Source organism: Mycobacterium sp. E1747, from assembly GCF_001667775.1.
In the GTDB taxonomy this organism is placed as follows: Bacteria; Actinomycetota; Actinomycetes; order Mycobacteriales; family Mycobacteriaceae; genus Mycobacterium.
The window spans coordinates 1-20694 of record NZ_LZJI01000185.1; the positions used below are offsets into that span (position 1 = coordinate 1).

The window sequence follows — 20694 nt, forward strand, 5'->3', positions numbered from 1 at the left end:
TCCTCGAGGTCAGTTATTTCTCCGGACTGGGTGCACTGATCGTCTTCGTGGGCGGTGCGGGCTGACCGGACGGCGCCTGGGCCGGCGGCGGGGCGAGGCCAGGGGCCGGCTGACCCGGGGGCGGCGCCTGACCCGGCGCCGGCTGCTGTCCCGAGGGCGGCGCCTGACCCGGCGGTGGCGCCTGCGGCGGGGGCTTGGGCTGGAGCTCCTGCGCCGGCATCGAGTTGAGCACCGGGCGGATGTAGAGGCGGGCGGTCTGCCCCAGGTTGCGGGCCTCGTTGCCGTCGTTTCCGGGCACGGTGATGACCAGGTTGTCGCCGTCGACCACGACCTCCGAACCGGAAACGCCCAGACCGTTGACCCGCGCGCTGATGATCTGCTGCGCCTGCGCCAGGGCGTCGCGGCTGGGACGCGAACCGTCCGGGGTGCGCGCGGTCAACGTGACCCGGGTGCCGCCCTGCAGGTCGATGCCGAGCTTGGGGGCGGCGCGCTTGTCGCCGGTCAGGAACACCAGCAGGTAGACGCCGACAAGCAGCAACAGGAAGACGGATAGGTAGCGGGCAGGGTGCACCGGCGCCGAAGACGATGCCACGTTCCTTCTATCTCCTCGAGAATTGGTTTTTTACCCCGGGACAGAGCCTAGAAAAGACTACGTGCCTCCCTCGCGGCGATCGCGCCGCTGGTGGGTTTGGGCCGCAACTGCGCGTCAGGAATCCTTGGTCGCCCGGTTTTCGCCGAATTCTTCCAAGTCGTCCGTGTCGTCCTCCTCGGCGAGGTCGTCCTCGTCGGGCAGGATCCGGTCGCGGATCGCCAGCTTCATCCAGGTGGTGACCACGCCGGGCGCGATCTCGAGGTCGACGGTGTCGTCCGTGATCTCGACGACCGTGGCCTGCAGCCCGGATGTCGTGTGCACGCGGTCGCCCGGCTGCAACGACTCGTGCAGGTCGATGGTGGCCTGCATCGCGCGCTTCTGGCGCCGCGACGCGAAGTACATGAACCCGCCCATGATGAGCAGGAAGGGCAGGAACAGGATCAAACTTTCCATGAACGGGCCTGTCTTTTCGTAGTGGCTTCGTAGTGGCTTCGTAGTGGCATTTCAACGCCATTGGTGGCCGGGACGACCCACGGGTCGCGCACCTCGTACCGGCCAGTGTGCCATTGCCGCAGGTCGTGCCCGAGCGCCGCGGTCCATGAAATGCGGGCGGGACCGCGCCGGATAGGCTTGAATCGCGACGTGACAGGCGCGCCGTGGTGAGGAGAAAATCGTGGCCGGCCTCGAGCAGACACGCCAGCTGGTCACCGAAATCCCCGGTCCCGCTTCGCTGGAGCTGACCAAACGCCGCGCGGCGGCGGTGTCTCATGGGGTCAACGTCTCCTTGCCGGTATTCGTGGCGCGGGCCTTCGGCGGCATCATCGAGGACGTCGACGGCAACCGGCTCATCGACCTGGCCTCCGGCATCGCGGTGACCACCGTCGGCAATTCCTCACCGCGGGTGGTGGAGGCCGTGCGGGCCCAGGTTGCCGACTTCACCCACACCTGCTTCATGGTCGTGCCGTACGAGCAGTACGTCGCCGTCGCCGAGGAACTCAACCGGATCACGCCGGGCTCCGGCGAGAAGCGCTCCGTGCTGTTCAACTCCGGCGCCGAAGCCGTCGAGAACGCCGTCAAGGTCGCGCGGGCGTACACCCGCAAGCCCGCCGTCGTCGCGTTCAACCACGCCTATCACGGCCGGACCAACCTGGCGATGGCGCTCACCGCCAAGTCCAAGCCGTACAAGAGCGGCTTCGGCCCGTTCGCGCCGGAGGTGTACCGGGCCCCAGTGTCCTACCCGTACCGGGACGGCCTGGTGGACAAGGAGCTGGCCACCGACGGGGAGAAGGCCGCCGCCCGGGCAATCGACGTGATCGAGAGCCAAGTCGGCGCTGACAGCCTCGCCGCGGTCATCATCGAACCGATCGCCGGCGAGGGTGGATTCATCGTGCCCGCCGAGGGCTTCCTGCCCACCCTGCTCGACTGGTGCCGCAATAACGACGTGGTCTTCATCGCCGACGAGGTGCAGACCGGGTTCGCGCGCACCGGCGCGATGTTCGCCTGCGAGCACGAGGGCATCGAGCCCGACCTGATCTGCACCGCCAAGGGCATCGCCGACGGGCTGCCGCTGTCGGCGGTCACCGGTCGCGCGGAGATCATGGACGCGTCGCACGTTGGCGGTTTGGGCGGCACATTCGGCGGCAACCCAATCGCCTGTGCTGCAGCACTGGCCACCATTACCACGATCGAGAGTGACGGACTGATCGACCGGGCCCGGCGATTGGAACGGCTGATCACCGAACCGTTGCTGCGCCTGCAGGCGCGCGATGACCGGATCGGCGAGGTGCGAGGCCGCGGCGCCATGATCGCCATCGAGTTGGTCAAGTCCGGAACCGCCGAGCCCGACGCGGAGTTGACGCAGAAGGTCTCCACCGCGGCCCATGCCGCTGGAGTCGTCGTCTTGACCTGCGGCATGTTCGGCAACATCATCCGGCTGCTGCCACCGCTGACCATCAGCGACGAGCTGCTGAACGAGGGCCTCGAAGTCCTGGCGGGACTGCTGGCCGACCTGTAAGAGCTGGGACCCGACCGGGGCGGTGGGCAATCTCACACCGCCCGCGGGGCGGCGTCATGGTGAAATAAAGTTACTTTAGCTAACGTTTTAAAGGTCGGTGCATCGTCGCACAACTGACTCATAACTTTCATTGCAAGGGACCTGATTTATGTCGACCATCAATCACGACGAGTGGCTCGAGCGCCGCATCGAGGACCTCACCGCCAATGACCCGCAGTTCGCCGCCGCCCGACCCGACCCGGCGGTCGAAGCGGCGCTCGAGCAGCCCGGGCTGCGCCTCCCGCAGGTGATCCGGACCGCGCTCGAGGGGTATGCGGACCGCCCCGCGGTGGCGCACCGCGCGGTGGAGTTCGTCAAGGACTCGGCGAGCGGACGCACCAGGCTGGAGTTGCTTTCCCGGTTCGAGACGCTCACCTACCGCGAGCTTGGCGACCGGGTTTCAGCGCTCGGCCGCGCCTGGTCCAACGACGAGGTGCACACCGGCGACCGGGTCTGCGTGCTGGGCTTCAACAGCGTCGACTACACGACCATCGACATGGCACTGGCCACGATCAGCGCGGTGTCGGTCCCGCTGCAGACCAGCGCGTCGCTGACGTCGCTGCAGCCGATCGTGACCGAGACCGAGCCCACCGTGATCGCGGCGAGCGCCAACCAGCTGCCCGACGCCGTGGAGCTGATCCTGAGCGGCCACCGGCCCGCCAAGCTGGTGGTGTTCGACTACCACCCCGAGGTCGACGACGAGCGGGAGGCGGTGGAGACCGCCCGCACCCGACTCGCGGACACCGACGTCGCGGTGGAGACGCTCGCCCAGGTGCTCGAGCGCGGCAAGGCGTTGCCGGACGCGCCGCTGCAGACCAGCGAGGAGTCCGACCCCCTGGCCCTGTTGATCTACACCTCCGGCAGCACCGGCGCGCCCAAGGGCGCGATGTACCCGCAGAGCAATGTCGCCAAGATCTGGCGCCGCAGCAGCAGGAACTGGTTCGGCGAGAGCGCCGCGTCGATCACCCTGAACTTCATGCCGATGAGCCACGTCATGGGCCGCGGCATCCTCTACGGCACGCTCGGCAACGGCGGCACGGCCTACTTCGCGGCCAAGAGCGACCTCTCGACCCTGCTCGAGGACCTCGAGCTGGTGCGGCCGACCGAGCTGAACTTCGTGCCGCGCATCTGGGAGACCCTGTTCGGAGAATTCCAGCGCATCGTCGAACGGCGGCTGTCCGAGGGCGGCGACCGTGCCGCGGTGGAGGCCGAGGTTCTGGCCGACCAGCGCCAGTACCTGATCGGCGGGCGATACATCTTCGCGATGACGGGCTCGGCGCCCACCTCGCCCGAGCTGCGCGCCTGGGTCGAATCGCTACTCGAGATGCACCTGATGGACGGCTACGGCTCGACCGAGGCCGGCATGGTGTTGTTCGACGGCGAGATCCAGCGCCCGCCGGTGGTCGACTACAAACTCGTCGACGTGCCGGACCTGGGCTACTTCAGCACCGACCGGCCCTACCCCCGCGGCGAGTTGTTGCTGCGGACCGAGAACATGTTCCCCGGCTACTACAAGCGGGCCGAGACCACCGCCAACGTCTTCGACGAGGACGGCTACTACCGGACCGGCGACGTGTTCGCCGAGGTTGCGCCCGACAGGCTGGTGTACGTCGACCGCCGCAACAACGTGCTCAAGCTGGCGCAGGGCGAGTTCGTGACCCTGGCCAAGTTGGAGGCCGAGTTCGGCAACAGCCCGCTGGTGCGCCAGATCTACGTCTACGGCAACAGCTCCCAGCCTTACCTGCTGGCCGTCGTGGTCCCGACCGAGGAAGCTTTGGGGCGCTGGGACCCCGAGACGCTCAAGCCCAAGATCGCCGACTCGCTGCAGAACGTCGCGCGTCAGGCTGGGCTGCAGTCCTATGAGGTGCCGCGCGACTTCATCATCGAGACCACCCCGTTCAGCCTGGAGAACGGCCTGCTGACCGGGATCCGCAAGCTGGCGTGGCCGAAGCTGAAGCAGCACTACGGCGAGCGGCTCGAGCAGCTCTACGCCGAGCTGGCCGAGGGACAGGCCAACGAGCTGGCCGAACTGCGGCGCAACGGTGCGAACGCGCCCGTGCTGCAGACCGTGAGCCGGGCCGCCGCCGCCATGCTGGGCGCGGCGAGCAGCGAGCTGACGCCTGACGCGCGCTTCACCGACCTCGGCGGAGACTCGTTGTCGGCGTTGACGTTCGGGAACCTGCTGCGCGAGATCTTCGACATCGACGTCCCCGTCGGCGTCATCGTCAGCCCGGCCAGCGACCTGCAGGCCATCGCCAACTACATCGAGGGCGAGCGTCAGGGCACCAAGCGGCCCACCTTCGCCGCCGTCCACGGCCGTGACGCGACCGAGGTGCACGCCAGCGACCTGACCCTGGACAAGTTCCTCGAGGCCGAGACGCTGGCCGCCGCGCCCAACCTGCCCAGGCCCACCACCGAGGTGCGGACGGTGCTGTTGACCGGAGCAACCGGGTTCCTGGGCCGCTACCTGGCACTGGAGTGGCTCGAGCGGATGGACATGGTCGACGGCAAGGTGATCGCGTTGGTCCGCGCCAAGTCCGACGCGGAAGCCCGCGGTCGGCTGGACAAGACCTTCGACAGCGGAGATCCCAAGCTCCTTGCGCACTACCGGGAGCTGGCCGCCGACCACCTGGAGGTCATCGCCGGCGACAAGGGTGAGGCCAACCTCGGCCTGGACCCACAGACCTGGCAGCGGCTGGCCGACACGGTCGACCTGATCGTCGACCCGGCCGCCCTGGTCAACCACGTGCTGCCGTACAGCGAGTTGTTCGGCCCCAACGCGCTGGGGACCGCCGAGCTGATCCGGATCGCGCTCACCACCAAGCTGAAGCCGTACACCTACGTGTCGACGATCGGCGTCGGTGACCAGATCAAACCCGGCCAGTTCGTCGAGGACGCCGACATCCGGCAGATCAGCGCCACCCGCGCGGTCAATGACAACTACGCCAACGGTTACGGCAACAGCAAGTGGGCCGGCGAGGTGCTGCTCCGCGAGGCGCACGACCTGTGTGGTCTGCCGGTCGCGGTGTTCCGGTGCGACATGATCCTGGCCGACACCACCTACGCCGGCCAGCTCAACCTGCCGGACATGTTCACTCGGCTGATGCTGAGCCTGGTCGCCACCGGTATCGCGCCCGGTTCGTTCTACGAGCTGGACGCCGAGGGCAACCGTCAGCGTTCGCACTACGACGGCCTGCCGGTGGAGTTCATTTCCGCGGCGATCTCCACGCTGGGGACGCAGGTGCTGGACGACGTCTCCGAAGGCGACGTGTTCCAGACGTACCACGTGATGAACCCGTACGACGACGGCATCGGTCTCGACGAGTACGTCGACTGGCTGATCGAGGCGGGCTACGGGATCCAGCGCATCGCCGACTACGGCGAATGGCTGCGGCGGTTCGAGCAGACGATGCGGGGCCTACCCGAACGGCAGCGCCAGTACTCGCTGCTGCCACTGCTGCACAACTATCAGCAGCCCGAGAAGCCGATCAACGGTTCGATGGCACCGACCGACCGCTTCCGCGCGGCGGTGCAAGAGGCGAAAATCGGCCCCGACAAAGACATTCCGCATGTCTCGGCGCCGATCATCGTCAAGTACATCACCGACCTGCAGTTGCTCGGACTGCTGTAAGGGCACCAAAGACCGATCGCCGGCCTGGTCACAGGGTGGCGATCGGTCTTTGTACGAGCGAATTACTGCTGGGGATGCGGCCAGCGCAGGTATGCGGCGTTCGCACCCGACGCCGCGCCTGGGCGCTGGCGACGCCATCCACGCTTCGGCTCGGGGTCGGCAGCCGTGCGCGGCCTGGTCAGCGCGCCCGAGGAAACCTCGGCCGGCTCGTACGTCGATTCCCGGTACGGTTCGACGGGTTGCGCCCCGCCGGCCGTCGGCGCGACGGGTTGCACGTCACGTGCCAGCCGCACGGCCGTGCGCGCCAGCACCACACCGCCCACGAAGACGATCAGTGCACCCAGTCCGGAGAAATAACTGACCTCGAGGACCGCGCGCTTGCGGTCGGTCGCGGCGACCGGGTCACCGGCGGAGCCGATTCCCAGCAACGGCGCGAACTGGCCACCCACGACGAACCAGGCGCCGGCCAGGACCGCCAGCCAGCCGCCCAGCATGGCGGCGACGCGGTTTCCGGCGACGATCAGCAAGAGGCCGCCCAGCACGGTCGCCGCTCCCGGCAGAACCTCGAGCCAGCCTCGGGCCGTGCTCCACGCCCACTCCCGATCGGGCGTGTAGGCGAAGTTGAAGCGCGGTCCGACAAACGGTATTAACGCCCCCCAAGCTCCCAGAATGACCAGCAGCAGTCCGCTGACCGCGCCTCGCGAACGCGGCATGCTCAGACCGCGGGTTTGGCCGTCTTCTGCGTATTTCATGACATCCCCTCGTTGAATACCGGGCCTGTTTCCGGCCCGGGATGGGTACCCGACGGTTTCCGCTCGTAACCCATTGGCTGCGCAGAACTTCTCACTCGCAGTGACTGTTGAGGCTGGTGAGACAGTTGTTAATTAGTGAGGCCGAGCAGCAGCAGCGCGATCGCGATGACGGGAAAGGCCCCCTGCGTCGCCGCCGCGCGCGCCTTCTGCGGCGCGGACAGTAGCAGGACCACCGCGGCCGCGGCCATGGACCCGACGCCGGAGAAGATGAGCGCCGCGCCAACCGCGTTGTGGCGCAAGATAATCGACGCGATGCCGAGGCCGGTGACGACGGCCAGGAACAGGTTGTAGAAACCTTGGTTGAAAGCCAGCAGCTTGGTGGTCTCCGCCTCATCGGCCGTCGTGCCGAACGTGGCACGGGTGCGCGGTGAGGTCCAGGTCAACGATTCCATCACGAAGATGTAGACATGCAATAAAGCCGCCAGTCCGGCGAATACCAACCCGGCAGTGATCATCGCTCCTCCTCGGGCGTCGAGGCCTGCGCGGCGGGCACGCTCACTGTACCGACCTGCGGTCGCAAGGACGGCCTGGACGCGGAAGGCGCCGGTAGCCAAGGGCTACCGGCGCCTTCCGGTTTGCTACTTACACGCCGGCGTGGTGGTGCCGGTGGAACAGGCCGCCACCGGCGCGCCGACCGAAGAAGCCACGTCCGCGGGGCTCGGCTTCCACCCGGTCCGCCCGCGCCGCGGTCACGCCACGCGTCTCGTCGTACATGACGGGGCCGCCGGCCGGCGCGGCGCCGGCTGCCACCGGGGCCGGTTCGGTCACCACGACGTCTCGCGCGTGCCGCACCGCCAGACGCGCCACGGCCGCACCGCCCAGGAAGACGATCAGGGCGCCCAGGCCGGTGAAGTAGGTGACCTCGAGCAGGGCTCGTTTGAGGTCGGTCGACGCCACCGGTTGACCGAGGTCGCCGACGCCCAGGGTCGACGCGAACGCGCGGCCGACCACGAACCAGGCGCCGCCGAGCACCGCCAGCCAGCCGCCGAACACGGCGCTGGCGCGGTTACCGGACAAAAGGACCAGCAGGCCACCGAGCGCCGTGGCGGCCCCGGGCAGCACCTCGAGCCAACCCTTCGTCACGGTCCACGTCCACGCCGGGTCGGTCATGTATGCCCAGTCGATGTTGGGCCCGAAGAACGGCACCAGTGCGCCCCAAGCACCCAACAGGATCAGGAGCAGCCCGGTTAGGGCGCCGCGGGTACGCGGCATGTACAGCGCGCGAGGGCGTTCATTGTCGTAGCGCGTGGTCCTCATCAGAATCTCCTTCAACAGGTATTACTGCTGTGAGCCTGGTTACCCGACCATGCCGGCGTGTAACCGGTCGGGCGGCCGCAGGCAGTTGGCTGCGCCGGGAGCTGCTGTCGTGTCGGCATGGTTGCGGCCGCCTGAGCAGGCCGAAGGGCGCGGCCACGAACGGTCGCGGGCCGCTTCCCCCGCAAAGGTCACGATTTGGTCGCGCCCCCTTCGCCCGGCTACGCCGCGCTCGGAATCGCCACTACTGGAATTGTGGCGACCCCCTTCGCCCGGCTACGCCGCGCTCGGGATCGCCACTAGTCGAACAGGCCCGGTCCCCCGCAAGCGGGTGGTATCCCCAGGCCCAATCCGGTCACGCCCGCCGGCGGGCTCATGCCCAGATGCGTCCACGCCTGCGCAGTGGCCACCCGGCCGCGCGGCGTGCGGGCGACCATCCCGGCGCGGACCAGGAAGGGCTCGCATACCTCCTCGACGGTGGCAGCCTCTTCGCCCACGGCCACCGCCAGCGTCGAGACCCCGACCGGGCCGCCGCCAAAGCTGCGGGTCAGGGCCGACAGCACCGCCCGGTCCAGCCGGTCCAGGCCGAGTTCGTCGACGTCGTAGACCGCCAGCGCGGCCTTGGCGACGTCGCGGGTGATCACCCCGTCGGCGCGCACCTCGGCGTAGTCGCGGACCCGACGGAGCAGCCGGTTGGCGATCCGCGGCGTCCCGCGCGAGCGCCGGGCGATCTCCTCGGCCGCCTCGGCGCCCAGCTCGATGCCGAGGATGCCGGCGGAGCGGGCCAGCACCAGCTCCAGCTCGGCGGGCTCGTAGAAGTCCATGTGGGCGGTGAAGCCGAACCGGTCGCGTAGCGGACCGGTCAGCGCCCCGGAGCGGGTGGTGGCGCCGACCAGGGTGAATGGCGCTACCTCAAGGGGTATCGACGTCGCCCCGGGGCCCTTACCGACCACCACGTCGACGCGGAAGTCCTCCATCGCCAGGTACAGCATCTCCTCGGCGGGCCGGGCGATGCGGTGAATCTCGTCGATGAACAGCACGTCGTGCTCGACCAGGTTGGACAGCATCGCCGCCAGGTCACCGGCGCGTTCCAGCGCGGGACCCGACGTCACCCGTAACGACGACCCGAGCTCGGCGGCGATGATCATGGCCAGCGACGTCTTGCCCAGCCCCGGCGGACCCGACAGCAGGATGTGATCGGGTGTGCCGCCGCGGTTTTTGGCGCCCTCGATGACCAGCTGGAGCTGTTCGCGCACCCGCGGCTGGCCGATGAATTCCCGCAGCGACCGTGGGCGCAGGCTCACGTCGATGTCACCCTCCCCGACGGCCAGCGCCGGGGACAGCTCGCGGTCGGTGTAGTCGTCACTCATCGCGACTTGCCCAGCAGCGACAGGGCGGCCCGCAGGGCGCCGGACGTCGTCGCGTCCTGATCGGTGGCCAGCACCTTGTCGGTGGCCTCCTCGGCCTGCTTGACGGCGAAGCCCAGGCCGACCAGCGCCTCCACCACCGGCCCGCGCACCGCGTGCCCGTTCACCACGGCCGCGGAAGCGCCCGCCGACACCGCGCCCACCTTGTCGCGCAGCTCGAGCACCATCCGTTCGGCACCGCGTTTGCCGATCCCGGGTACCCGGGTCAACGCGACCACGTCGCTGTCGTGCAGCACCTGCCGCAGCGCCGCGGCGTCGTGAACCGCCAGGGTCGCCATCGCCAGCCGCGGGCCCACCCCCGACACGGTCAGCAGGGTCAGGAACAGGTCACGGGTCTCGCCGTCGGTGAACCCGTACAGCGTCATCGAGTCCTCGCGCACCACCATCGCGGTGATCAGCCGCGCCTCGGTCCCGGTGCGCAGCGTCGCCAGCGTCGACGGGGTCGCGTTCACCCGGTAGCCGACGCCGGCGGCCTCGATGACCGCGTGGTCGAGCGCCACCTCGAGCACCTCACCCCGCACCGAGGCGATCATCGTGCGGCCTTCAGCTTCGCCAGGTACGCCTGCCGCTGTTGCGCGGCCAGCGCTTCGGCAGCGGCCATCCGGGCCATCATCGGCGCCCGCCAGCAATGGCAGATCGCCAGCGCCAGCGCGTCCGCGGCGTCCGCGGGAGTCGGTTTGGCCTGCAGCGCAAGGATTTTCGTGACCATCGCGGTCACCTGGGCCTTGTCCGCTGCACCGTTGCCCGTCACCGCGGCCTTGACCTCGCTCGGGGTGTGGAAGTGGACGTCGATGCCGCGCTTGGCCGCGGCTAACGCGACCACCCCGCCGGCCTGGGCGGTGCCCATCACCGTCGACACGTTCAGCTGGGAGAACACCCGCTCGATGGCGACGACGTCGGGTTGGTGGGTGGCCAGCCAATGCTCGACGGCATCGCTGATCGCGAGCAGCCGCTTGGCCAGCGGCACATCCGACGGGGTCCGCACCACGTCCACGTCCAGCGCGACCACGTTTCGCCCGCGCCCACTTTCCACGACCGACAGTCCGCATCGGGTCAGCCCGGGGTCGACGCCCATCACGCGCATTGCCCGCTCCCACCTCTAGAACAGCTGTTCGATACCCTAGCGGCCGGGACCGACGGCTGTGCGGAGGACACGCGGCGGTCCCGCCGATTCCGGTGCGCGACGTTACGGCGCCGAACGCGTCGAAAAGCTGTTAGCTTTACCCAACGTTCGCTCAAGACAGGTGGCAACGGAAGGGCTCGCGTGGGATCACTGCTGGTCATTATCGCGATCGTGCTGTTCATCGCGTCCATCGTCGTACTCGTCATCGCTTTGCGGCATCCCAAGCAACCGAGTCCCCCACGCGGCCGCCAGGATCCGCTCGCGTTCAACGCGATGCCGGAGTTCGGCCCGCGGCAACTGGGCCCCGGTGCGATCGTGAGCTACGGCGGCATCGATTACGTGGTGCGCGGATCGGTCACGTACCGCGAGGGCCCGTTCGTGTGGTGGGAGCACCTGCTGGAGGGCGGCGACCAGCCGATCTGGTTCAGCGTCGAGGAGGACGACGGGCGCCTCGAACTGGCGATGTGGGTCAGCCGCAAGGACCTGGCGCTGCAGCCGGGCGGCCAGTACGTCGTCGACGGGGTGACGTTTCACGAGTCCGAACGTGGTCGCGCCTCGTTCACCACCGAGGGCACCACGGGCCTGCCCGCGGGCGGCGAGATGGAGTTCGTCGACTGCGCCAATTCCGATGAGTCCCTACTGCTCTCGTTCGAGCGCTGGGCGCCGGGCATGCCGTGGGAAGTTTCGACCGGCAAACCGGTGCTGGCCGGCGAGCTGACCGTGTATCCGGCGCCCCCGCCCTCGCCCTCCTAGGACGCGCCGGTGCCGCTTCATCAGCTCGCCGTAGCTCCTTCGGACGTGTCGGGGCAGCGGCTCGGACTCGCACTCAACGCGCCCGCACCGCCACCGTTGGCGACCTGCCTGCTGTACCACCCCGACGGCGGCGCGCTGCTGCTCGGGGTCCTCGGCGCGTCGCACGTCGTCGCGGTCGAGCAGGCGGCGGGCCGGTTCTCCGAAGAGGTTTCGTGCACGGCGCGCGGCCTGGGCGTCGACCTGCCCGAGCGCACCACCGCTCCCGGCTACTCCCTTCAGTCGCGTACCGACACCTATGACGAGGGCACCTTCCGCCGCCTGGCGCGCGATCTTCGTGACCGCTGCGCGCACGAAAAGGGTTGGCTTGGCGGCTCTTTTCCCGGTGACGACGCCGCCCTGACCGCGCTGGCCGCCGAACCAGACGCGGCGGGCTGGCGCTGGCGGACCTGGCACCTGTATCCACACAGCCTGGAGGCGTCGGGCGGGCAGGTGGTCCACACGACCAGCAGGTGGCATCCGTGAGCCGCAACCGCCTGTTCGTGATCGCCGGCGCGCTGGCCATCGCCGCCACCGTCTGTCTTGTTTTCGGAATCATCTTGTCGCAGAAGAACATTGCCTCCTATATCGCCAGCCACTATCGCGAGTACGCCCACGACGCGAACGGGACGCGTTATGAATGCAGCGGATCCGCCGACGACGTGGCCGACACGCTGGCCGAGTATCAGGCCCCCGAGGCGCGTGCCGCCAACGGCGACAACGAGTACCTGCGCTACAGCAACAACATCGTGACCGTCGGGCCCGACGGCAGTCACCCATGCAGCATCCGTCTGGAAAGCCTGAACGCCGGATACAGCCATGGCGCCTTCATCTTTCTCGGCCCCGGCTTCACACCCGGCTCCCCCTCGGGTGGCGCCGGGGGCAGCCCGGGCGGCCCGGGCGGAACCAAGTGACCTCTAGCCGGAAACGCAAAGGAGACAAACCATGTACCTCGCGATCGATTTCGGATCCACCAATCTCGGGACGATCACCCAAGGCGTGGTCGCCGTCGTCCTGTACTTCGCGGTCGGCGTCGTCGTCCTGACCGCCGGCTTCCTGATGGTGGACGTCCTCACCCCCGGCAACCTGCGCCAGCTGGTGTTCATCGACAAGCGCCCGAACGCCGTCGTCCTCGCCTCGGCCATGTACATCGCGCTCGCCATCGTCATCATCAGCGCCATCGCGAGCAGCTACAGCCAGCTGGGCCAGGGACTCGTCGGCGTCGCGGTATATGGGCTGGTGGGTGTCCTGCTGCAGGGCGGGGCGCTGCTGATCCTGCAGATCGCGGTGCCCGGCCAGTTCCGCGAGCACGTCGACGAGCCCGAGCTGCATCCGGCCGCTTTTGCCACCGCCACCATGCTGGTGGCCGTGGGAGGAGTGATCGCCGCCGCCATCTCATGACCTCGACGGCAAACCGGCAACAGCCGTCGTCGGTCGCTTCGACGGCGCTGCCCGGGCGGTGGCGGGCCGTCCTGCTGGCCGCCGTCGCGGCCTGCGCCGCGTCCGGCATCATCTACGAACTCGCGCTGCTGACACTGGCGGCCAGCCTCAACGGCGGCGGCATCGTCGCCACTTCGTTGATCGTCGCGGGCTACATCGCCGCGCTCGGGGTGGGCGCCCTGGTGGTCAAGCCGCTGCTCGCGCACGCGGCCATCGCGTTCGTCGCGGTGGAGGTGCTGCTCAGCATCGTCGGCGGCCTGTCCGCCGCGGCGCTCTACACGGTGTTTGCGTTCATCGACGACGAGTCGATGTGGATGCTGGCGCTGGGCACGGCCCTGATCGGTGGGCTGGTCGGCGCCGAGGTGCCGCTGTTGATGACCATGTTGCAACGCGGCCGCAGCGGCGCGGCACCCGACACCGGCCGGACGCTGGCCAACCTCAACGCGGCCGACTATCTCGGTGCGCTCCTGGGCGGGCTGGTGTGGCCGTTCCTGCTGCTGCCGCAGCTGGGCATGATCCGGGGCGCGGCGGCCACCGGCATCGTCAACCTGGTCGCCGCGGCCGTCGTGGCGATCGTCGTGTTGCGCCGGGTCGTTTCGGTCCGGCAACTGGCGGTGGCGCTGTGCGCGCTCGCCGCGGCGCTGGCGCTGCTGGCCACGCTGCTGGCGCGTTCGGCCGACATCGAGACGACGAGCCGGCAACGGCTCTACGCCGATCCGATCATCGCCTACCAGCACTCGGCCTACCAGGAGATCGTGGTCACCCAGCGCGGCAACGACATGCGGCTCTACCTGGACGGCGGCCTGCAGTTCTCCACTCGGGACGAATACCGCTACACCGAAAGCCTGGTCTACCCCGCGCTGGGGGCCAGCGCCCGATCGGTCCTCGTGCTCGGCGGCGGCGACGGGTTGGTGGCCCGCGAACTGCTGCGCCAGCCGGGCATCAGCAAGATCGTGCAGGTGGAGCTCGACCCGGCGGTGATACAGCTGGCGCGCACCACCATGCGCACGGCCAACGGCGGCTCCCTGGACAGCCCGCGCGTCAACGTGGTGATCGACGACGCGATGCGCTGGTTGCGCTCGCCGCACCCCGACGTCGTCCCGCCGGGGGGCTTCGACGCGATCATCGTCGACCTGCCCGACCCCGACACCCCGGTGCTGGGCCGGCTGTATTCGACGGAGTTCTACGCGCTGGTCGGGCACGCGCTGGCCGCCGACGGGCTCATGGTCGTGCAGGCCGGCAGCCCGTTCTCGACGCAGACCGCGTTCTGGCGCACCACCTCGTCAATCCGCGCCGCCGGGTATGCGGTGACGCCGTACCACGTCTACGTGCCGACGTTCGGCGACTGGGGATTCACGCTGGCGCGCCGCGGATCCAGCCCGCCCGCACCCACCGTGCCGGCCAACGCGCCGCCGCTGCGCTTCCTCAATCAGCGCGTGCTCGATGCCGCGACGGTGTTCCCCGACGACACCCGCCCGCGCGCTTTGGACCCGTCGACGCTGGACAATCCGCGCATCGTCCAGGACATGCGGCACGGATACGACTAGACGCGCTGGGGTCGGCCCAACTAGTCCTCGTCGAGGGCGGCCAGCACCTCGTCGGACAGATCGACGTTGGTCCAGACGTTCTGCACGTCGTCGCTGTCCTCCAGCGCGTCGACGAGCTTGAACACCTTGCGGGCGCCGTCGACGTCCACCGGCACGCTGACCGAGGGCTGGAAGCTGGCCTCCGCGGACTCGTAGTCGATGCCGGCGTCCTGCAGGGCGGTCCGCACGGCAACCAAATCCGTTGGCTCCGAGATGATTTCGAAGCTGTCGCCCAGGTCGTTGACATCCTCGGCGCCCGCGTCCAGCACGGCGGCCAGCAGGTCGTCCTCGGTCAGGCCGTTCTTCTCCAGCGTGACGACGCCCTTGCGGGTGAAGAGATAGGACACCGAGCCCGGATCGGCCATCGTGCCGCCGTTGCGGGTGACCGCCACCCGGACCTCGCCGGCCGCGCGGTTGCGGTTGTCGGTCAGACATTCGATCAGCACCGCCACGCCGTTGGGCCCGTAGCCCTCGTACATGATCGTCTGGTAGTCGGCGCCGCCGGCTTCCTCGCCGGCGCCGCGCTTGCGGGCGCGCTCGATGTTGTCGTTGGGCACCGACGTCTTCTTGGCCTTCTGAATGGCGTCATAGAGTGTCGGGTTGCCCGCCGGGTCCCCGCCGCCGGTGCGCGCGGCGACCTCGATGTTCTTGATCAGCCGGGCAAACTCCTTGCCCCGGCGCGCGTCCTTGACGGCCTTCTGGTGCTTGGTGGTGGCCCACTTGGAATGGCCGCTCATCGGTGTCTCTTTACCTCTTCTGTCTTCGAAAGTTCGCCAGACGAGTCTACGTGCACGCCTAGCGCGGCCCGTCGCTCCGCTCCCCTTTCGCCTCAGGGGCCTCAGCGTCACCAGAACCGGAGGATGGGCGCCTTCCCGAACGTGATATCGCCGGTGCTATCAATTTCGGCGACCACATCATCCCTGGAAACGGCGTCGGGTGTGCACCCACCGCATCGGGTGTGCGCTCGCGGCGGCGGGTGTGCGCTCACGGCGGCGGGCGTGCGCTCACGGCGGCGGGCGTGCGCTCACGGCGGGAATCCCGCCGATTTCCCGCCCTGGACGCACCCTGAAAGCCTCCAGCGCACACCCGAAAAGCTGAGGCGGCCCAATGGGTCAGGCGAGCCCGTTGACGATATCGACGAAAAGCTGGTGGACGCGGCGGTCGCCGGTCATCTCGGGGTGGAACGCCGTCGCGAGGTTCCTCCCCTGCCGCACCGCGACCGTGTGCCCGGACGCTTGAGCCAGCACCTGCACGCCCGCGCCGGCCCGCTCGACCCACGGGGCGCGGATGAACACCGCGCGCACCGGACCGTCCAGACCGGCAAACGCTACGTCGCCCTCGAAAGAATCGACTTGACGTCCAAAAGCGTTGCGCCGCACGGTCATATCGATCGCCCGCAGCGGCAGCGCCTCCCGGCCGCCCGCGCCGGCATCCAGGATTTCGCTGGCCAGCAGGATCATGCCCGCGCACGCGCCGTAGGCGGGCAGCCCGTCGGCCAGCAGGCCCCGCAGCGGCTCCAGCAGCTCCAGATCCAGCAGCAGGTGGCTCATCGTGGTGGACTCCCCGCCGGGTATGACCAGCCCGTCGACCTTCTCCAGCTCGCCGCGTCGCCGCACCGGCATCGAATCGGCCCCGGCCTCGCCCAGCGCGGCCAGGTGCTCGCGGGTGTCACCCTGCAGCGCCAGCACGCCGATGCGCGGCGCGTTCACTGCGCGGTGGGCTGAAATCCGCGCGGGAAGCGGGTCAGCCCCTCCTGCATGACCGCCGCCACCATCTCGCCGGACTGCGTGAAGATTTCGCCTTGGCACAGCGAGCGCCCGCCGCTGGCCGACGGCGACGACTGGTCGTAGAGCAGCCACTCGTCGGCCCGGAAAGCCCGCATGAACCACATCGCGTGGTCCAGCGACGCCACCTGCAGATGCTGGCGGACGTCGAGGTGGTTGACCTGCGCCGATCCCAGCAACGTGAGGTCGCTCATGTAGGCCAGCGCGCAGATGTGCAGCACCGGATCGTCGGGCAGCGGGTCGCGGTGGCGAAACCACACCTGCTGCTGGGAGGCCTTGCCGGGCGACAGCTGCAGTTGGTCGCGCGGCACGATGCAGACGTCCCACTCCTCGAACTGCTTGAAGCCGGCGTCGTCGAACACCTTGAGCGAGTCCAGGCCGGGCAGCCCGACGGGTGGCGGTGCCGCCGGCATGCGGTCCTGGTGGTGGATGCCTTCCTGATCGGTCTGGAAGGACGCCGACATGGTGAAGATGGTCTCGCCGTGCTGGACGGCGTTGACGCGCCTGGTGACAAACGACCCGCCGTCGCGGATGCGCTCGACGAGGAAAACCGTGCGCTCCTTGGCGTCGCCGGGCCGCAGGAAGTAACCGTGCAGCGAGTGGACCTGGTAGTGCGGGTCTACGGTGCGCACCGCCGACACCAGCGACTGCCCGGCGACGTGGCCCCCGAACGTGCGCTGGAAGAATCCCGACTCGGGACTGAACACGCTGCCGCGGTAGATGTTGACCTCGAGTTGCTCGAGATCAAGGATCTCTTGGATCGCCACCAATAGCCCCCCGGCTTACCAGCCGCGTTCGGCCAGCCGGTGGGGCTGGGAGATCTGCTCGACGTTGATGCCCACCATGGCCTCGCCCAGCCCGCGCGAGACCTTGGCCAACACGTCCGGGTCGTCGTAGAAGGTGGTCGCCTTGACGATGGCGGCGGCCCGCTGCGCGGGATCCCCGGACTTGAAGATGCCCGAGCCGACGAAAACGCCCTCGGCCCCGAGCTGCATCATCATCGCCGCGTCGGCCGGCGTGGCGATGCCGCCTGCGGTGAATAGGGTGACGGGCAGCTTGCCGGCCCGGGCCACCTCGACCACGAGCTCGTAGGGCGCCCGCAATTCCTTTGCGGCAACGAACAATTCGTCTTCCGACAGCGAGGTCAGCCGGCGGATCTCGCCGCCGATCGCCCGCATGTGAGTGGTGGCGTTGGAGACGTCGCCGGTGCCGGCCTCACCCTTGGACCGGATCATGGCCGCGCCCTCGCTGATGCGCCGCAGCGCCTCGCCCAGGTTGGTCGCCCCGCACACAAATGGCACGGTGAACTTCCACTTGTCGATGTGATGGGCGTAGTCCGCCGGGGTGAGCACCTCGGACTCGTCGACGTAATCCACGCCGAGGCTCTGCAGGATCTGCGCCTCGACGAAATGACCGATGCGCGCCTTGGCCATCACCGGGATGGTCACCGCGGCGATGATGCCCTCGATCATGTCGGGGTCGCTCATCCGAGACACCCCGCCCTGGGCGCGGATGTCGGCGGGCACCCGCTCGAGCGCCATGACGGCGACGGCGCCGGCGGCCTCCGCGATGCGGGCCTGCTCCGGGGTGACGACGTCCATGATGACGCCGCCCTTGAGCATCTCGGCCATGCCGCGTTTGACTCGCGCCGTTCCCGTCTGGTTGGCCTGATTCGGCCGTGCGCCGCTCTCCACTAGCTCCTTCTCTCCTTGAATCCCGCGCTTCCACTCTAGTGGGGAAAACAAACCCGTTTTCCCGCCGCTTCCAACAGTCGCGCCAAGCACCTGCGACGCGCGTCACATTGTGTTAGAAATTGCTTCAGCTATTGCGAAACCGTTGCTGCTGGTGCGAATCCCTGGGTGGCAACCCTAGTCCCACCGGCCGAGGCGGTTGGCCGAGAAGGGGCCTCGGGTGTTGCCGGATTACGTGCTGTTGCCGCCGGAGATCAATTCGGCGCGGATGTACGCGGGGCCGCGCTCGGGGACGATGTGGACGGCGGCGGCCGCGTGGGACGCGTTGTCCGCCCAGCTGGCATCCGCGGCGAGTTCCTTCGAGTTGACGGTGTCCACCCTGACGGGTGGCGCATGGCAGGGCCCGGCATCGATGACGATGGCGACGGCCGCCGCCCCGTACGTGCAGTGGCTGACCGCGACCTCCGGGCAGGCGGAGTTGGTGGCCAACCAAACCCGCTTGTCGGCCGGCGCGTTCGAGGCGGCGTTCACCGCGACGGTGCCGCCGGAGGTGATCGCGGCCAACCGCGCGCTACTGGCGACGCTGGTCGCGACCAACATCCTCGGTCAGAACACCTCGGCGATCGCGGCGACCGAAGCCCAGTACGCCGAGATGTGGGCCCAGGACGTGGCGGCGATGACCGCCTACGACGCCAGCATCCGGACGGCCGAGGCGACGTGGACGCCGTTCAGCAACCCGCCCCTCACCCTGACCAGCCTGCCCATGCCGACGTTCACCTCGTTCGGCCAGGAACTGCTCCAGGCCCTGAGCCAGTCGTTAACCCAGCAACTGATGAACCCGATGACCCAGCTGCAGATGCTCTCGACGCCCGCCCAGTTCGCGATGGAACCGATGAACACGGTGATGGGCCAACTGGTGTCCAGCACCAATCCGCTGGTGGGCGGCGCCGGCACCGTCCCCGCGCTGGATCCGGTCCTGGCGTCCAACGTCAGCCCGGGCGTCGGCAGCCCCAGCCCCATCGCCGCCCAGCTCGCCGGGCGCGTCGTCTCGGCGAGTACGGGCCGGGCCGGCTCGGTCGGCTCGCTGTCCGTGCCCTCCAGCTGGGCCGACGCCGCGGCGCCGGCGACGGCACCTACTCCGGCTGCCGTGGCGCCCAGCAGCCCGGTCACCCCACTTTCCGTGAGCCCGCTCACCACGCCGCAGCTGCCCTCCACTGGCCTCCCCGGGCGGGCGACGGCCCAGTCGATCGCCGGACCGCGGCAAGTTCTCGCCGCGCGCCCGGCGCTGAATTAGCAACGGGGGAGCGCCGATGTCGTTCGTGATCACCGACCCCGACGCGATGGCGACGGCCGCCGACGAGCTGCAAGGCCTCGGCTCGTCCCTACAGGCGACAAACGCGGCCGTGGCCGGCCCGACGACGGCGGTGCTGCCGCCCGCCACGGATTCGGTGTCGCTGCGCGTGGCGACGATGCTGGACGCGCACGCCCAGCAGTACCAGGCGCTGAGCGCGCAGGCGGAACTGTTCCACAACCAGTTCGTGCAAACCCTGATCACCGCGAAGAACGCGTACGCCGAAACGGAGACCACCAACACGGCCGCCATGCAGTCGTCGACGGCGTCGCAGAAGATCGCGCTGATCATGGGCGGCACCGGGCGCCCGTCGCCGGACCTGAGATACATGACGTCCATCCAGCAGGCGTATCTCGCCACGAATTACTCCGACTACACGCTGGTGAGTTTGCATACCCCCGAACAGTTTTGGCCGATCACCGGGCTTGGCAGCGAAACCTTCGGCAAGTCGGTCTATCAGGGGATGGCCACGCTGAACTCCGCGATCCTGACGCAGACGGCGGCCGGCAATCACGTTGTGGTCGTTGGTTATTCGCAGAGTGCGACGATCGCCAGCCTGGAGATGCGCTACCTGCAGGCCCTGCCGGCCGCCCTACGCCCCAGTCAGGACCTGCTCAACTTCGTCCTGCTCGCCGACCCGAACAACCCGATGGGCGGCATCCTGACGCACTTCATCCCGGGCTTCGGTGCGTTCCACTTCGCCACCCCACTCACCACGTCCTACGCGACCTCCATCTTCACGTTGCAATACGACGCGATCGCCAACTTCCCGGCGAACTGGTTGTGGCTTCCGTCTGACCTCAACGCCCTGTTCGGGTTTCTCGACCTGCACCACACGATGCCCTTCTTGTCCGCCGCGCAGGTCGCCGGCGCTATCCAGCAGCATGTTGGCAACATGACCTTTTACTTCATGCAGACCGCGCAGTTGCCGCTGCTAGATCCCGTGCGGTGGATCCCCCTCCTCGGCAATCCGCTGGCGGACCTGCTGCAGCCGTTCGTCAAACCGTTCGTCGACCTCGGCTACTACGCGCCCGGGATTTTGCCCGGCCCGGTGAGCATCGCCGGTTCCCTCAGCCAGGGCCTCACGTCCGGAATCGGTAGCCCGCTGGTGCTGGGGTTGCCCCCGCTGGCCTCCAACGGTTTGGCGAGCGGTTTCTAGCG

At 68.7% G+C, this 20694-nt stretch carries 20 protein-coding genes and 1 pseudogene; 9 read left to right on the top strand and 12 right to left on the bottom strand.

Translation table 11 applies throughout. The features are described 5' to 3' along the window. Positions 1 to 19 precede the first annotated feature (19 nt). Positions 20 to 592 (bottom strand): annotated as a pseudogene (locus tag A5695_RS17805) (protein translocase subunit SecD); the annotation flags it as partial. Positions 593 to 706: 114 nt separating this feature from the next. Beyond that, positions 707 to 1045, bottom strand: a complete 339-nt coding sequence (yajC, locus tag A5695_RS17810) for a preprotein translocase subunit YajC (protein ID WP_068084899.1) — start codon at positions 1043 to 1045, stop codon at positions 707 to 709. A gap of 220 nt (positions 1046 to 1265) precedes the next feature. On the opposite strand from yajC, the gene gabT reads away from it, so the two are divergent. Together gabT and car are read left to right on the top strand one after the other, a co-directional pair. Then, complete coding sequence (gabT, locus tag A5695_RS17815) at positions 1266 to 2606, top strand: 4-aminobutyrate--2-oxoglutarate transaminase (protein ID WP_068084901.1); 1341 nt, start codon at positions 1266 to 1268, stop codon at positions 2604 to 2606. Positions 2607 to 2754: 148 nt separating this feature from the next. Further along, the gene (car, locus tag A5695_RS17820) at positions 2755 to 6276 is read left to right on the top strand and encodes a carboxylic acid reductase (protein WP_068084904.1); all 3522 of its coding nucleotides are present in this window, start codon (positions 2755 to 2757) and stop codon (positions 6274 to 6276) included. 62 nt (positions 6277 to 6338) lie between these two features. Here car and A5695_RS17825 read toward each other — a convergent pair whose 3' ends face one another. The 6 genes from A5695_RS17825 to ruvC form a co-directional block, all read right to left on the bottom strand. Further along, the gene (locus A5695_RS17825; protein ID WP_068084907.1) at positions 6339 to 7028 is read right to left on the bottom strand and encodes a hypothetical protein; all 690 of its coding nucleotides are present in this window, start codon (positions 7026 to 7028) and stop codon (positions 6339 to 6341) included. Positions 7029 to 7156: 128 nt separating this feature from the next. Then, positions 7157 to 7543: a DUF1304 domain-containing protein gene (locus tag A5695_RS17830; RefSeq protein WP_068084910.1), complete on the bottom strand. Its 387-nt coding sequence runs from the start codon at positions 7541 to 7543 to the stop codon at positions 7157 to 7159. Between the two features lie 127 nt (positions 7544 to 7670). Next, positions 7671 to 8345: a hypothetical protein gene (locus A5695_RS17835; RefSeq protein WP_068084913.1), complete on the bottom strand. Its 675-nt coding sequence runs from the start codon at positions 8343 to 8345 to the stop codon at positions 7671 to 7673. A gap of 296 nt (positions 8346 to 8641) precedes the next feature. Then, positions 8642 to 9712, bottom strand: a complete 1071-nt coding sequence (ruvB, locus tag A5695_RS17840) for a Holliday junction branch migration DNA helicase RuvB (RefSeq protein ID WP_068084916.1) — start codon at positions 9710 to 9712, stop codon at positions 8642 to 8644. Continuing rightward, on the bottom strand, positions 9709 to 10302 hold the full coding sequence (gene ruvA / locus A5695_RS17845) for a Holliday junction branch migration protein RuvA (protein ID WP_068084917.1): 594 nt from the start codon (positions 10300 to 10302) through the stop codon (positions 9709 to 9711). The genes ruvB and ruvA overlap by 4 nt, the downstream gene beginning before the upstream one ends. Next, positions 10299 to 10853, bottom strand: a complete 555-nt coding sequence (ruvC, locus tag A5695_RS17850) for a crossover junction endodeoxyribonuclease RuvC (RefSeq protein WP_068084918.1) — start codon at positions 10851 to 10853, stop codon at positions 10299 to 10301. The genes ruvA and ruvC overlap by 4 nt, the downstream gene beginning before the upstream one ends. 180 nt (positions 10854 to 11033) lie before the next feature. Here ruvC and A5695_RS17855 point away from each other — a divergent pair, with 180 nt between their 5' ends. Genes A5695_RS17855 through A5695_RS17875 form a run of 5 tightly spaced genes read left to right on the top strand, consistent with a single transcriptional unit; the run spans position 11034 to position 14668 of the window. Then, entirely contained in the window at positions 11034 to 11645 is a 612-nt protein-coding gene (locus A5695_RS17855; RefSeq protein ID WP_068084919.1) for a DUF4178 domain-containing protein, read from the top strand. 9 nt (positions 11646 to 11654) lie between these two features. Continuing rightward, a complete protein-coding gene (locus A5695_RS17860; RefSeq protein ID WP_068084929.1) occupies positions 11655 to 12167 on the top strand; it encodes a DUF2617 family protein in 513 nt (170 codons plus the stop codon). Continuing rightward, positions 12164 to 12595 (top strand): DUF4247 domain-containing protein, encoded by a 432-nt coding sequence (locus A5695_RS17865; protein WP_068085076.1) that lies wholly within the window; start codon positions 12164 to 12166, stop codon positions 12593 to 12595. The genes A5695_RS17860 and A5695_RS17865 overlap by 4 nt, the downstream gene beginning before the upstream one ends. Positions 12596 to 12626: 31 nt before the next feature. Next, entirely contained in the window at positions 12627 to 13082 is a 456-nt protein-coding gene (locus A5695_RS17870; RefSeq protein WP_068084931.1) for a DUF350 domain-containing protein, read from the top strand. Further along, the gene (locus tag A5695_RS17875; RefSeq protein ID WP_068084933.1) at positions 13079 to 14668 is read left to right on the top strand and encodes a polyamine aminopropyltransferase; all 1590 of its coding nucleotides are present in this window, start codon (positions 13079 to 13081) and stop codon (positions 14666 to 14668) included. The genes A5695_RS17870 and A5695_RS17875 overlap by 4 nt, the downstream gene beginning before the upstream one ends. Before the next feature lie 20 nt (positions 14669 to 14688). Here the strand turns inward: A5695_RS17875 and A5695_RS17880 are convergent, their stop codons facing one another. From A5695_RS17880 to pdxS, 4 genes are all read right to left on the bottom strand, one after another. Then, complete coding sequence (locus tag A5695_RS17880) at positions 14689 to 15444, bottom strand: YebC/PmpR family DNA-binding transcriptional regulator (protein ID WP_068084934.1); 756 nt, start codon at positions 15442 to 15444, stop codon at positions 14689 to 14691. A 375-nt stretch (positions 15445 to 15819) separates the two neighbouring features. After that, a complete protein-coding gene (gene pdxT / locus A5695_RS17885; protein WP_068084936.1) occupies positions 15820 to 16416 on the bottom strand; it encodes a pyridoxal 5'-phosphate synthase glutaminase subunit PdxT in 597 nt (198 codons plus the stop codon). Further along, complete coding sequence (tesB, locus tag A5695_RS17890; RefSeq protein ID WP_068084937.1) at positions 16413 to 17258, bottom strand: acyl-CoA thioesterase II; 846 nt, start codon at positions 17256 to 17258, stop codon at positions 16413 to 16415. The genes pdxT and tesB overlap by 4 nt, the downstream gene beginning before the upstream one ends. Positions 17259 to 17273: 15 nt before the next feature. Further along, entirely contained in the window at positions 17274 to 18185 is a 912-nt protein-coding gene (gene pdxS, locus A5695_RS17895; RefSeq protein WP_068084938.1) for a pyridoxal 5'-phosphate synthase lyase subunit PdxS, read from the bottom strand. 217 nt (positions 18186 to 18402) lie between these two features. Between pdxS and A5695_RS17900 the strand changes: the two genes are divergently transcribed. Beyond that, positions 18403 to 19476: a PPE family protein gene (locus tag A5695_RS17900; protein ID WP_082946157.1), complete on the top strand. Its 1074-nt coding sequence runs from the start codon at positions 18403 to 18405 to the stop codon at positions 19474 to 19476. 16 nt (positions 19477 to 19492) lie between these two features. Next, entirely contained in the window at positions 19493 to 20692 is a 1200-nt protein-coding gene (locus A5695_RS17905; RefSeq protein ID WP_068084943.1) for a PE-PPE domain-containing protein, read from the top strand. Positions 20693 to 20694: the final 2 nt, after the last annotated feature.